The organism is Thermoactinomyces sp. DSM 45892, from assembly GCF_900107305.1.
In the GTDB taxonomy this organism is placed as follows: Bacteria; Bacillota; Bacilli; order Thermoactinomycetales; family Thermoactinomycetaceae; genus Baia.
Map to the genome: position 1 here is coordinate 125324 of NZ_FNPL01000007.1, position 12925 is coordinate 138248.

Here is a 12925-nt window from a genome sequence, read left to right on the forward strand (position 1 = left end):
ATGACCGATTTAGAATTACAACAGCGATATGAAGAGCTAGAAACACGAATTTATCGGGGGGCGGATTATCTTGATAATCCGTTCCCCTCTGGTGAAGAACGAGCGAGAGCTGACAGCCTGTACGATGAGCTTTGTGCGGAATATATACGGATACAAAAGAAGATGAAAGAACGAGGTATGTGATGAGCGGAGGGATGGCATGTTACATTTCACGATTAAGGGACGAGCTGTCCCTTACACAAGGATGACACGTCGGGGAAAATATGTGAGGACAGATGCACAACGATACTTAGCTTACCAAGAGGTTGTCCAGCTACACGCAAGACAAGCAATGGCAAAGGAGGGCTGGCAATGCATCCCAAAGAAAGTCCCGATTGAGTTCGGCTGCAAGGTATATCTCAAAGGCGGTCTAGATGGTGACCTATCTAACTACGTAAAAGGGATTGAGGACGCACTCAACCGGCTGGTGTATGAGGATGACCGATATATAGTGAGATATACAAAAGATACGGAGAAAGTATTTGTGGATCATAAAGACGATGAACGGGTAGAGGTCTGGGTTCAGATTGCTAGTTAAGGCTTACAGGTTTCTGGAGGTGCAGAGGTGAGTGAGAAAACCAAGTTATCGGAAAGAAGTGGAACGTAGACTTAGAAGGTATCCGATCCTAAAAGTAGCTGTAGAGGATCTTCGATATCAATATCCTTCTTGCACCTCTAACTATGGTGAACCCATGCACGGAGGTCAGAAAGAGTATATATCAAGCACGGAGAAATATGCGGTGCAACGGGCAGAGAAAGAATTGGAGTTAAAGAGGATTGAGCAGGCTTTGAAAATATTAAATGAGGACGAGAAGCAATTGGTAGAAGAGCGATACTTCACTCGTATACGAATGAATGATGAAGTTGTGTGTGATCGGATCGGTTGGAGCAAGCGGAGCTATTATCGGGTTAAGAAAGAGGCAATCGAGAAGGTAGCATATACTTTAAATCTCATTTGACATGATAATACCCATTTTCACGAATAGGTGATAAGAAGTGACTGCAATTTAAAAGATACACAATCTTATTATTCATTATTAAATAGTGAAAAAACTTCAATTTTGTTATATATAGAGCATGTAAACCGATGAGGGCAGGTATCCAACTGCCCTCTTTTGCTGGAGTTGGGGGGAGATAACATCTATGAGAAACAAAGCAATGAAATTTATATTAATTATGATGATCACTTTATTAGTATTGGGATTAGGAATTGCAGGAAATGGGACGACTGTGCAAGCAGTTGATTTCAATATAGACAACATCAAAATTGACTCTCATTTCCCGACCGATCTTGCGGGTGAACCCGAGACCGAGGTGTCGTGGTGGGACAAAGCAGGAGATTGGGTTAGTGACAAGTGGAATGGTTTCACGGATTGGTGCGGTGAGCTGTACGATGATGTAAATAATATCTTAGATGATTTCGGTGCTAAAATCAAAAGTATGAAGGATCGTTTATGGGAATGGGGATTGGAAATCGGGGCTGGTGTTACCTTAGCATGGGTCATATTAAAGAAGCAGTTTCCAATGTTAAAAGTGTTGGAATGGGCAGCATATTTCCTTAAAGGTGTGTTACGAGGATTGGCAGACATGCTCATCGGGGTCTTTGACTTAGCGCTAGGAGCTGTAGGACTCCTAGGGTATGTCATTCTAAACCCTAGGGAGTCATGGAACCAGCTCAAGCATTGGGTTACACACCCGGGCGAAGTTTGGGATAACATATCCAATGCGGCAGTAGGGATCTGGAAAGAGATAACCGAGTCATGGGATCGTATGGTAATCAACGGTGATGGAAAATCTCGTTCAGAGTGGTTCGGATATGCATTTTCACAACTTCTTGGGTTAAAAGGTGTAGATAAAGCTGGTAAGGCAGGCAATGTTGTTTCGAAGTCAGGTGGCCTCTCTAGTAAGTTTCCTTTAGCAAGTAAAGCTTTTGATGCAATCTCTGACTCATTAACCGGGTTGGGTGACAAAGTAAAGTCATTCGGCGATAATCTATTCGGTAGTGGCAAGAGAATCCTTGCTACCACGACAGCCGGTGCGGTTGCAGTAACAGGACTTACATTTGCATGGCCGAAGATCGAACCACTATTAATGAAGTTCAAGGACTGTGTAGCCATACAGCAACAGGATACAGGTCATTATGTGGCTTCCATTCAGTTACCTCTGGCCAAATTGTTTGACTGTCATGTAGGCAAGGATAGCGATATAAAGTTACCTGATGGGTCTGGGAAAACAAACAAGATTGCTCAAGTAGATCCATACATACGTGAGCGTATAAAAGAACAGAACGTAGAAAAATACGGAAATGAACCATCATCAAATAAAACATGGTCTCCCGATCCCAAAATGGGTGAAATCGAGGACAAAAATGGTAAGAAGTATATAAAATATTATGATGGAAGCAGTAAACCTATCGTTAAATCAAAGGAAGCCGGATCTAATTTCCAAATTAAAGTGAATGGTAAGGATTATGAAGTTCCTTTTGATGAAAATGGATTTCCTGATTTTTCTAAATGGGTAGATTATGAATCACAGTTGAACGTTGATCAATATTTACTTTCGGATGTTCAGCAATTTAGCCTACTTTCTAAAAGGGTATCTAAAGATTTAAAAAGAAATGAAGCATTAAAAAAGGAAATTGATCAAACTCTGCTTGATGTTTTAGGAAATGGTGGGGGTGAGAAAAACCCTAATGCTGCTAGGAAGTTACAAAGGTTTCTAGAGAGGTCGTCATTGAAAGAAAAAATTCCTAAAGCAGAGTTTGATAACATAACTTCTGGTAAAGGATCTAAAAGCCTTCTAGAAAAGCTAGAGAGTGATAAGGATTTAAGGGACGAATTTGTGAAGGCGAATCACGAATGGATAGAGGCGGGTGAAGATCCGGTCGGTTATACTTGGCATCATAATCAAGATGAAGGTAAAATGCAGTTAGTAGAATCGAAAGTTCATGGTGCGGTAAGGCATACAGGAGGACGTCCAACTTGGGGTGGACATAATCGCTAAGGAGATGTAATCGAATGGAACCAAAGATGAAAGAACTAGTTATTGAATCAATCCGAGAATCACGAAAAGAAACGCTCAATCATTTAAAGTTTATAATCCATGAATATCCTTATCACCCAGATACGAAGTTTTTTCTTTTGGAGGTGAGGGGGCACAGAGGAGACTTTGGAGTTTCGATAACAGCAATGAACGGTTGGGAGGAACAGCTTACGAAAAATGCTCATGGTGAACCTGACACAGCATTAGTTGGTTTTGGTTTTGATTCGATGTCTAAACTTTCTTATCAAGAAGTAGTGAAAAATCTTGATTTAGTAGATGAAATTGATTCTCTTACTAAAGATTACCTGCCCATTTTTTTTCAGGAATGTTTCAATGAAGCGGGAGGAAAAGAGTCAAGGATACCCTACTATTTATTTTATCCAAACTCAGGGGAAGCCTATGATCTAGTGAAAGAAGAATGGCCAGATTATGTTGAGGGTCTGGATGCGTAATTTTAGATTTAAGATAGCTCTCTATTTTGTAGAAAAATAGCTCTGTTTCAGATAGATGTTTAATAACAATTTCATTTTTTTCGGGCAGGCCTTGAGCTTGTCCTTTTTTGATGAATTTGTCTGAAGTTTGTAATGGAATGAATCAAAATCCACGGTGCAGTAAGACATACTGGAGGACGTCCGACTTGGGGTGGACATGCTCGATAAGGGGGAAATAACTAGTGGAACAAAATATAAGAGATTTGGTTGTTAAAACAATTAGTGTATATGAAGAAGAAACGATCAAGCATTTTCGATTTATTTTACATGAATATCCTTATCATCCTGATACAAAGTTCATCCTATTGGAATTACAAGGACATAGTGGTGATTTTGGTATAGCTGTGTCGGCAATGGCAGATTGGGGAGCACAGCTTTTTACAAATGCCTATGGCGATTCTGATTCGGCTTTAGGTGGATTTGATATTAGTTCAATGTCTCAATATCCTAATGAGATAACACAAAGTCTTGATTTCTTAGAAGAAATTAGCTTCCAAACGAAGAAATACATCCCCTTCTTCCTTCAAGAGTGTTTTAATGAGGCAGGTGGGAAGGAGTCAAGGTTCCCTTTCTATTTGCGGTACAATAATGGGGATGTATATGATTTTATGGCAGAGGAATTTCCAGACTATATAGAAGGACTGGATGCATAAATTAGAGCTATATATTTAACTTTAGGCAGGCTTTCGGGCTTGCTTTTTTCAGTTTGGTCTGTAGTTTGGTCTGTAGTTTGTCTGAATGCAAATATAACTTCCGATGCCTATATAGTTAAGGGGATGGATATGGTCGGAAAACTGGCAGTTTTTTGGCAGTAATTCGGCATCAAATGATAGTGAAATCACGATAAGATAGTAAGTGCGAAATAGTATCAAATCATGTTTGTTTCCCCTTGTTATATATCAATTTGGTCAGGCCCTAAGGGCTTTGGCCATTTTTTATAGGTGATGAAAGTGAAAATACAAAGTGTATCTATTAACCAGATCAATCCAGCTAAATACAATCCACGACTCGACTTAAAGTCGGGTGATCCTGAATATGAGAAGCTGAAAAAATCGATAGAGGAATTTGGCTTCGTTGAACCTCTCATCTGGAACTCTCAAACGGGAAATCTAGTCGGCGGTCATCAAAGGCTCAAGGTATTGATCGAGCAGGGGGTTACCGAGGTCGAATGCTCGATTGTTGACTTGCCCGAAGATAAAGAGAAAGCCTTGAACATTGGTCTAAATAAAGTAGGCGGTGATTGGGACTTTGAGAAGCTGGCTCGCTTACTGGATGATATACAGTTATCAGGGCTAGATATGGACTTGACTGGTTTTGGCGAAGAAGAAGTCGATCAAATCCTAAGTGACTTTCTATCGGATATGGAGCCAGAGGAGGATGATTTTGATGAGGAAGAAGCTATAGATCAGATTGATGATCCTGTCACTCAAAAAGGAGATGTATGGATACTGGGCAATCATCGCTTGATGTGTGGTGATGCTACTATGATTGATGATGTAACGAAGCTGATGGATGGCCAGAGAGCTAATATGGTCTTTACTGATCCGCCATATAACGTTTCGTACACGGGAAAGACATCGGAAGCACTCACTATCCAAAACGACTCTATGAACGATGATGAATTCTATCAGTTTTTATACCACTCATTTTCGAATATGTGTGCCGTCACCGAACAAGGGGGCGGCATTTACATTTGTCATGCGGATACCGAAGGAGTGAACTTCAGGACTGCTCTAATGAATTCGGGCTGGGAGTTAAAGCAATGTCTCATCTGGGTCAAGAACATGATTGTACTTGGCCGATCTGACTACCATTGGAGGCATGAACCTATCCTCTATGGTTGGAAATCGGGGTCACCACACAATTGGTATGGGGATAGAAAGCAATCGACTGTCTGGGAAATAGACAAACCAGTACGGAATGCGGAACATCCTACCATGAAGCCAGTTGTGCTCCCTGCAAAGGCCATTCAAAACTCTTGTAAGCCCAGAGGAATTGTACTTGATTTGTTCTCTGGATCAGGCTCTACATTACTAGCCGCAGAGCAAACGGATCGAGTTTGTTATGGACTGGAGTTAGATCCAGTTTACTGCGATGTGATCATTCGAAGATGGGAAGAATTCACTGGACAAAAGGCGACTAGATTATCGGAGGAAGATAATTATTCCAACGCAGTAAAAGCGAAGGCTCCTGAATGAGAGAGAATCAAGGAAGAGGACGACCCATCGGTACAACTAAGCTAACTCCTGAGATACAGCGGAAAATTTGTGACTGCCTCCGTATGGGGAATTACATGGAGACTGCGGCGGCATTCGTGGGTATTCACAAGACTACGCTCTATGACTGGTTGAAAAGGGGAGCAAATGCGCCCACCAATAATCAGTATAGGAAGTTTGCGGTGGCAGTTGAGAAAGCTATGTCCGAGGCAGAAATGAGGGACGTGGCCTTGATTGCACAGTCAGCCAAGACAAATTGGCAGGCGGCGGCATGGCGATTAGAGCGGAAGTATCCAGCTAGGTGGGGGCGGAGGACTCAACACGAGATATCGGGTAAGGATGGTAACCCTATCGAGGTATCTAGCCCGAAACAAATGTTGGTGGAGAGATTGGAACAGTTGGCGAGGAAGAGGGAAGAAAAGCCCTAGCTAGTTTACAAGCTAGGGTGTGGGATAGCCTTTAGAAATTAAAGAAATTCTATAATGGCAAGGAGATTTTCTTGACCCATTAGATGAGGTTCAAACATAGCTATCGGGATACCTGACTTTAGAATAATCATGCCACTCGCATCATTCTTGGCGTGTACGATGGTGAGGTCTCGGAAGATATATCCGTCATAGTCTTCATCGTAAATGGCTTTGGTCAGTTCTTGGTAATTTTCGCATTCAAGGAAATTGAAGTCAGTCATTGCCGTTTCTTTCATTTAGCATCATCCCTTCTGTTTGTTCTTGCATGTGACACAATAGCTCTGAATGCAGGAAACAGCAAGGGAATTAGGCGAACAGACACAATTGAGACGAATAAAGCTGGAGGAACGAAAAAAGCCCCGAAGGGCTAGGGAATTTCTTTATTTAGATTCTTGGCCCATTAGCTCAAGTCGTAATTGTTCTAGCTCCTCTGGGATATCGAGGAATTCGTGCGGATATTCCTTTGCGAGATTGATAGGGCAGGAGGTCATTAAATGTTGTAAAAAGGTGATTTGCTCTTTCGTGATATACCAATTTATACCCTTTTCTACTTCATATTCGGTTGGCTGGATGTTTTTCATTGTTGTCATATCCCCTTATTTTGTCATATTTAGTATTAATTTCTACTACACTCACATATTACCTCATTAACTCATTAAAGTAAACGGTTTTTCATTCATTATTCGTAAGAAAATAAGGAGGCAGACGCACATTGGACAAGAGTTTAGCCATCCTTGTAAGTCAACTTCCAATAAATGAAAGAGAGGAATTACTAGACGGCTTATCCGATAAAGAAATTGATAAACTCCTTTATAGTTGGGATTTTTGGGCGAGGCCGAACCAGTTGCCACCAGAGGGGAATTGGAGGACATGGCTTTTGCTTGCTGGACGTGGCTTCGGAAAGACAAGGACGGGGGCTGAGTATGTCATTGATCAAGTACGCTCAGGGAAGGTAAAGAGATTGGCTCTCGTAGCCCCTACGCCAGCCGATGCAAGGGACGTGATGATTCAAGGAGAGAGTGGGATTCTTACGATTAGCCCTCCTTGGTTTATGCCGACTTATTACCCCTCTAAACGGCGTGTAGAATGGCCAAACGGAGCGATAGCTACTATTTTCTCAGGGGCACATCCCGAACAATTGCGTGGCCCCCAACATGAACTGGCTTGGTGTGATGAACTCGCCGCTTGGAAATATCCGCAAGAAACATGGGATATGTTAATGTTCGGTCTGCGACTCGGTGTAAATCCACGGGCGATCATTACAACCACGCCGAAACCTACTCCCTTAATTCAAACTATCGTTAAATCAAGTACAACCTCGATTACAAGGGGTTCTACCTTTGAAAATGCGGATAACCTAGCTCCTGCTTTTCTTGAGCAAATCGTGTACCAATACGAAGGGACACGGCTTGGAAGGCAGGAGCTTTTTGCGGAGATTTTGGACGATGTGGTAGGAGCATTGTGGAAGCGACAGCAGTTAGATGATTTAAGAGTGAAGTGTCATCCTGAATTGATAAGAGTGGTTGTGGGAATTGATCCAGCGGTCACGAGTGAAGAGGGATCGGATGAAACGGGGATTGTCATTGTCGGTAAAGGAGTAGATGGCCATGCTTATGTACTGGATGATTTATCGTTACAGGGGACACCGGATGGGTGGGCAAGATCGGCTGTGACTGCTTACTACAAATATCAAGCCGACCGAATTGTGGCCGAAGCAAATAACGGGGGAGACCTAGTAGAACATACTATTCGAACCGTGGATCCGATGGTTGCCTATAAGAAAGTTCATGCATCACGTGGGAAATACATCAGAGCGGAACCTGTGGCGGCACTTTATGAGCAAGGTCGTGTACATCATGTAGGAAGCTTGGGGACGCTAGAAGATCAAATGTGTACATGGTCACCGCATCATATGAAATCGCCAGACCGGATGGATGCTTTGGTCTGGGCATTAACTGAGTTGATGATTGGTAAAGGAAAAGCGAAAGTGAAAGCAAGGGTAGTGTAGTGGAGGATGTATATGGATAAATCACAAGTGAAGGCTTATGTATTGAAGGATGGAGAAGTAATTACCTCAGACTATTTACAGCAGTACTCTGCTAAATCGATGTCAAAGCAAATTCCCTCCGATGTATTTGTTAATGAGTATGGTGAGCGAGGGGTTGTAGAGCCACTTTATAATATGGAAGCTCTCGCAAAGCTCATGGAGATGAACACGTACCACTATCGTGCTGTCAAAGTGAAAGCAAGGGATACGGTAGGTCTGGGTTGGAAGCTAAAGCCGATGGAGGGGATAGAGAATCCAAATGAATTGCAGAAGGAATCGGTTCTCCCCTTTCTTAACAGCCTCCATCCAGAAAAAACATTAGGAGAGGTATTAGGTCAATGGATGGAGGATTTCGAGGCAACAGGGAATGGATACTTAGAATTGATTCGAGATGAAAACCAGCAGTTAACGGGGATCGATCATATTCCCTCTCATACCATGAGAAGACATATGGACGACTCGTTGTTCTTACAAATCAGGGGTATAAGGAAGAGATGGTTTAAACGAGCAGGAGCTCCGTGGGATGTACATGATGAGACGGGGGAGAAGTTTTCATTAGGTGGGCTTCCTTATAATGAGAGAGCAACGGAAATTATTCATATTCTCAATTACTCGCCACGGAGTGACTACTATGGGGTTCCAGACATTTTACCAGCACTGGGAGCGATCTTAGGGGATAAGGAACGGGAAGAGTTCAACATCTCCTTCTTTGAGAATCATGCCATTCCAGCCTATGCTGTTACTGTATCGGGAGCGGACTTGGACAAGTATACGGAAGACATGATTAAACGATTCTTCCAAAAGGATCTAAAAGAGAACCGACATGCTACGTTAGTGCTGACTGCTAGTGGTGGAGATGAGAAAGTAGAGTTTAACTTTCAGGCTCTTGCTGTGGATGTGCAGGAGGCTTCTTTTCGTTTATATAGGAAGGACAATCGAGATGAGGTGTTGTCTAGTCATGGTGTTCCTAGCTATCGGATCGGTATATCTGAAGATGGAAAACTAGGTGGATCGACAGCAGAGGAATCAACCGAGATTTATAAGCAGAGCATCATCAATCCAAGGCAAGAAATGGTAGAGGCTCGGCTAAATAAACATATTCTCAATGCTTTTGGAGTTAGCGATTGGACTTTCAAATTTAATGAAATTGATAACCGAGATGAAATAAGGCAGACAGAGGTTTTTTCTAGACAGTTCAACATGGGTGCGGTTACTCCTAACAAGGTGAGAGAACTCATAGGGGAAGTGAGAATGGAGCATCCTTTGATGGACTCACCATACATTAACGGAGTTCCGATTGATCAGTTGAAAAGCTGGAAGCCTCCTACTCATTCCCCAGATGAATTACTCAAGTCGATCAAATCACTTCATGAGCGACTTCTAGAGGTGGTAACCAAATGAAGGCAGAGAAGATGCTAGAGGAGGTTACTTCATTTCTAGCAGAGTGTGGTTGTCTACCTGCTTTTAAACAGATAGATGAGGAGTTATTGGAAGCCGAGAAGAAGCTCGAATATCAGCTTTGGAAGCTATTTGTAGGAGTCGAGAACCGCATGATCTCTCAGCTCATATCGATGGGCTATGTTCCGCAAGATCCAATTAGACGGCTGTTGTTTATTGAGGAGTTTTTCAAGCATCTCAAAGACGATTTACCAAAGGTTGTGGCTAATAACGCAATGGAGAGTGCTGGACGAGGACGAATGATTGCCTTCGATGATCTGCAGGAGAACGGGGTTACTTACTCTTATTCGGACTTTGATCGCTGGACATATGGTAGGTTGCGAGATCAGTCATATACCTTCAGTCGGGCTACGGCAGAGCGGATTATAGGCGATTTCTCAGCAAACTTGGCTCGGTCGTATAAAAAGGGACTGGGAATAGAGGAAGCGTCTAAGGAGCTACAAAGGGAGTTTGATCAGATCAAGGAATACCGTCTAAAGCGGATCGCTAGAACGGAGATTAACTCTGCTCAGAATGAGGGGATTTTCGAAACGTTAAGCGAGTTTGGGGTCAGATATAAACAATGGATTACCGCTAGAGATCGAAGAGTGAGGGGGAATAAGCCGAGAGATAAAGCCAATCATGTGAAGATGCATGGTGAAGTGGTGGGATTGTATGAGCGATTTTCAAATGGGCTATTTTTCCCGGGTGATCGATCTGGTGAACCGAGGGAATGGATTCATTGTCGGTGTCGGATTCGACCGTATTTGCCTAAGCGAGATGAGGTGGTTACAATTATGCAACATAGCCTGTAATCACTGTTGAGTCTTTATTTAATACAATATCAGCATGGCAAAGATATCTTTTTATATAGCTCCCAAAGCTATCTCAAACATATATCTTTATCTAAGGAATATATATCATGTATATGTATGATATATAGCAAGCAAAGAAAAAAGAGTGATTATGCCAGTAATCACCCTCTTCTAAAGTATTATTTTGTGTTGATTAGAATGACGATCATGGTCGTTTGTTTTCTAGATGAAATCATGGCTAGAAGTTTTGCTATAGCCCTAAAGATAGCTCTCATTTTATCCCCTCCTTTCTAAAGGGAGTCTTTGTCGTGAAGGGATATTATTCCTATGGGATATCTATGGAGGAAAAGCTGGCTCTATGAGTGATTCGATGGTTGATTTAGGATTATTTATCCAGAAAGAGTAGATTATTACTGATATCCTAGTGATTAGGGACGTAGTAAAATAGTGAAGAAGCTAAAAATATAGATACTATCTAAGGGGAGAACAAACACATGAAACGGATTCTAGTCTTATCTCTTGCACTATCTGTAGCTTTAATTGGGGTGGCTTGTGGAACTAAGGAAGCAACTAAAGTAGATACGCCTAAAGCTGAGGAAAAAGTTGCAGAAAAGCCGAAAGAAGAAAGCAAATATGCTTTCCCGAATTCCACAGAAAAAGGGAAAGGGGAAATAAGTGTACAAACAGAGAGTGGAGACTCTGCTAAAGGGCAAACTCCTGTACTGTTTGCAGGCAAAGACGCTGTGCTTATTCAGGTTGGGTATACGCTAGAGAATTTTCAAGGGGATAAGGAAGTCTTTCTTTATGTCAATAAGAAATTCCTAGAGACAACACAGGCTGGTGAAATGATGCAAGGGTCCTTGCCATTAGAGGGTGAGTTATTAAAGCCTAACCAGTACACTGTTACAGCTGTTCAGTTTGCAGATAATGATCCGAAAAAAGGCGAAGTAATTGAGTATCACGAAGCGAAGTTTGAAGTTAAAGCAAGTCAATAAAGTCATTTGCTATACAATTTTTTCTTGAAATTGAATCATTTTTAATGTCATAAAATGATTCAAAAAAGACATCGAAAATGATATCAAAAAATGATATCAAAAAAGATATCAAAAGGTACTAAATGATATCGAATTACTCATATAGTATACAGAATCATGCTTCCATAATGGAGTAGGGGTTGTACTCTCTGTCCGGTCAAAATGACAATTATAAGGCATGTAATATGTCAATAAGGCAGGAAAAAAGAGAGTGATTACCCACATAACCACTCTCGTCGAAAGGTATTACTTATTCTTTAGCGTAATTTTAATTATGACTTTAATAAAGATCAATGCTACTCCCTCCTTTCACAAGGAGGTTATTTGTCGTGCAATAAAAGATATTCGTAGATATCTGGAGTTATTCCAAACAGGAGGGGATTAAGCATCGAACTAACAGCACCGTTTGTTCACAAGCATAGTGAAAAAAGAATTGTTTATGGGCCAGTACTGGTTCCGAATGAGCCGGATCATGATGGAGATAGGATTAGCCAAGAAAAAATAGAAGAGGTTGCTCATCGATTCGTAGAAAAATATGCGAATATCGACTTACAGCACTCATTAAATAATGTTGGGAGTTTGGTTGAGTCATATATAGCACCTGTGGATCTCGCCTTTGATGATGTCACCGTTCCTCAAGGATCGTGGATGCTAGGTGTTCGTGTGACGGATGAATCAGCCTGGTCAAATGTGAAGAAAGGCAAACTTACAGGCTTCTCTATTATGGGAATTCCACAGGCTGTTATAAAAAACCAATCTAATCAAGACATACAGATGGCGTTAAAACGAATCACACTCAAGGATCTCGGAGCGGATTGGATTGTTAACGCTGTTTCGCTTGTGGATGAGCCATGTGTGCCTAAAGCTAGATTCTTAGTCGTTAAGTCAAAGGAAAAAGAAGATTCACCAGATGGCTTGTTTGCCAAGTTAAAACAATTAATATCGAGCCATAAGAGTGTGGAAGAATCAACTGGAGGAGAGCAGATGGATAAAGAAGAAATACAATCTTTTGTGGAAGAGATGGTTAAAAAGGCTGTGGAAGAGGTGAGCGCCTCAGCTAAGGAAGAAGGGGAAGTAATTAATCCTTCTGAAACAGTAGATCAACAGGAAGGTGTAGATATACCAGAAGAGGTTGTTACCTTGTCGAAAGAAGAATATGATTCGCTTCTTTCCAAGATAAACGAAATAGAAAACGTTGCAGAAAAGTCCAAGTCGTATGGGCTTTTTTTTAATTCAAAGAAGCTCAAAGGACAGGATCTAGATAGCCCATCAGAGCCTGACGATCCAGAACCATCTACTCGTAATGCGTTTGGGATTCGTATATCTAACTAATAAGG

At 41.7% G+C, this 12925-nt stretch carries 15 protein-coding genes; 13 read left to right on the forward strand and 2 right to left on the reverse strand.

Annotated elements, in window-relative coordinates; translation table 11 throughout:
• The 8 genes from BLU58_RS07430 (at position 1) to BLU58_RS07465 (ending at position 6216) form a co-directional block, all read left to right on the forward strand.
• On the forward strand, positions 1-183 hold the full coding sequence (locus BLU58_RS07430) for a hypothetical protein (protein ID WP_093291588.1): 183 nt from the start codon (positions 1-3) through the stop codon (positions 181-183).
• A 16-nt stretch (positions 184-199) separates the two neighbouring features.
• Positions 200-577 carry a RusA family crossover junction endodeoxyribonuclease gene (locus tag BLU58_RS07435; RefSeq protein ID WP_093291589.1) on the forward strand — a complete coding sequence of 126 codons (378 nt, stop codon included), beginning with the start codon at positions 200-202 and terminating at the stop codon, positions 575-577.
• 31 nt (positions 578-608) lie between these two features.
• A complete protein-coding gene (locus BLU58_RS07440; RefSeq protein WP_093291590.1) occupies positions 609-998 on the forward strand; it encodes an ArpU family phage packaging/lysis transcriptional regulator in 390 nt (129 codons plus the stop codon).
• 184 nt (positions 999-1182) lie between these two features.
• Entirely contained in the window at positions 1183-3042 is a 1860-nt protein-coding gene (locus BLU58_RS07445; RefSeq protein ID WP_093291591.1) for an HNH endonuclease, read from the forward strand.
• A 14-nt stretch (positions 3043-3056) separates the two neighbouring features.
• The gene (locus BLU58_RS07450) at positions 3057-3533 is read left to right on the forward strand and encodes a hypothetical protein (RefSeq protein WP_093291592.1); all 477 of its coding nucleotides are present in this window, start codon (positions 3057-3059) and stop codon (positions 3531-3533) included.
• A 221-nt stretch (positions 3534-3754) separates the two neighbouring features.
• Positions 3755-4225 (forward strand): hypothetical protein, encoded by a 471-nt coding sequence (locus BLU58_RS07455; protein WP_093291593.1) that lies wholly within the window; start codon positions 3755-3757, stop codon positions 4223-4225.
• A gap of 291 nt (positions 4226-4516) precedes the next feature.
• A complete protein-coding gene (locus tag BLU58_RS07460) occupies positions 4517-5770 on the forward strand; it encodes a site-specific DNA-methyltransferase (protein ID WP_093291594.1) in 1254 nt (417 codons plus the stop codon).
• Positions 5767-6216, forward strand: coding sequence for an IS630 transposase-related protein (locus tag BLU58_RS07465; protein WP_093291595.1), 450 nt, complete (start codon positions 5767-5769; stop codon positions 6214-6216). The genes BLU58_RS07460 and BLU58_RS07465 overlap by 4 nt, the downstream gene beginning before the upstream one ends.
• A 38-nt stretch (positions 6217-6254) precedes the next feature.
• On the opposite strand, the gene BLU58_RS07470 is transcribed toward BLU58_RS07465, so the two are convergent.
• A complete protein-coding gene (locus BLU58_RS07470; RefSeq protein ID WP_093291596.1) occupies positions 6255-6491 on the reverse strand; it encodes a hypothetical protein in 237 nt (78 codons plus the stop codon).
• Positions 6492-6635: 144 nt separating this feature from the next.
• Positions 6636-6836 carry a hypothetical protein gene (locus BLU58_RS07475; protein ID WP_093291597.1) on the reverse strand — a complete coding sequence of 67 codons (201 nt, stop codon included), beginning with the start codon at positions 6834-6836 and terminating at the stop codon, positions 6636-6638.
• A gap of 131 nt (positions 6837-6967) precedes the next feature.
• Here BLU58_RS07475 and BLU58_RS07480 point away from each other — a divergent pair, with 131 nt between their 5' ends.
• The 5 genes from BLU58_RS07480 to BLU58_RS07500 all read left to right on the forward strand — a co-directional run bounded on the left by BLU58_RS07480 (position 6968) and on the right by BLU58_RS07500 (position 12920).
• Positions 6968-8263, forward strand: a complete 1296-nt coding sequence (locus BLU58_RS07480; protein ID WP_176786551.1) for a DNA-packaging protein — start codon at positions 6968-6970, stop codon at positions 8261-8263.
• Between the two features lie 12 nt (positions 8264-8275).
• Positions 8276-9703, forward strand: a complete 1428-nt coding sequence (locus BLU58_RS07485) for a phage portal protein (RefSeq protein WP_093291598.1) — start codon at positions 8276-8278, stop codon at positions 9701-9703.
• Complete coding sequence (locus BLU58_RS07490; RefSeq protein ID WP_093291599.1) at positions 9700-10554, forward strand: phage head morphogenesis protein; 855 nt, start codon at positions 9700-9702, stop codon at positions 10552-10554. Before BLU58_RS07485 ends, BLU58_RS07490 begins: the two co-directional genes overlap by 4 nt.
• 494 nt (positions 10555-11048) lie before the next feature.
• The gene (locus tag BLU58_RS07495) at positions 11049-11549 is read left to right on the forward strand and encodes a hypothetical protein (protein WP_093291600.1); all 501 of its coding nucleotides are present in this window, start codon (positions 11049-11051) and stop codon (positions 11547-11549) included.
• Between the two features lie 426 nt (positions 11550-11975).
• Positions 11976-12920, forward strand: coding sequence for an XkdF-like putative serine protease domain-containing protein (locus tag BLU58_RS07500; protein ID WP_369813706.1), 945 nt, complete (start codon positions 11976-11978; stop codon positions 12918-12920).
• Positions 12921-12925 lie beyond the last annotated feature (5 nt).

Excerpts from the sequence above, each read along its gene's own strand:
- BLU58_RS07430 (WP_093291588.1), top strand. The coding sequence starts at position 1 with ATGACCGATTTAGAATTACAACAGCGATATGAAGAGCTAGAAACACGA.
- BLU58_RS07435 (WP_093291589.1), top strand. The coding sequence starts at position 200 with ATGTTACATTTCACGATTAAGGGACGAGCTGTCCCTTACACAAGGATG.
- BLU58_RS07445 (WP_093291591.1), top strand. The coding sequence starts at position 1,183 with ATGAGAAACAAAGCAATGAAATTTATATTAATTATGATGATCACTTTA.
- BLU58_RS07450 (WP_093291592.1), top strand. The coding sequence starts at position 3,057 with ATGGAACCAAAGATGAAAGAACTAGTTATTGAATCAATCCGAGAATCA.
- BLU58_RS07460 (WP_093291594.1), top strand. The coding sequence starts at position 4,517 with ATGAAAGTGAAAATACAAAGTGTATCTATTAACCAGATCAATCCAGCT.
- BLU58_RS07465 (WP_093291595.1), top strand. The coding sequence starts at position 5,767 with ATGAGAGAGAATCAAGGAAGAGGACGACCCATCGGTACAACTAAGCTA.
- BLU58_RS07470 (WP_093291596.1), bottom strand. The coding sequence starts at position 6,491 with ATGAAAGAAACGGCAATGACTGACTTCAATTTCCTTGAATGCGAAAAT.
- BLU58_RS07475 (WP_093291597.1), bottom strand. The coding sequence starts at position 6,836 with ATGAAAAACATCCAGCCAACCGAATATGAAGTAGAAAAGGGTATAAAT.
- BLU58_RS07485 (WP_093291598.1), top strand. The coding sequence starts at position 8,276 with ATGGATAAATCACAAGTGAAGGCTTATGTATTGAAGGATGGAGAAGTA.
- BLU58_RS07490 (WP_093291599.1), top strand. The coding sequence starts at position 9,700 with ATGAAGGCAGAGAAGATGCTAGAGGAGGTTACTTCATTTCTAGCAGAG.
- BLU58_RS07495 (WP_093291600.1), top strand. The coding sequence starts at position 11,049 with ATGAAACGGATTCTAGTCTTATCTCTTGCACTATCTGTAGCTTTAATT.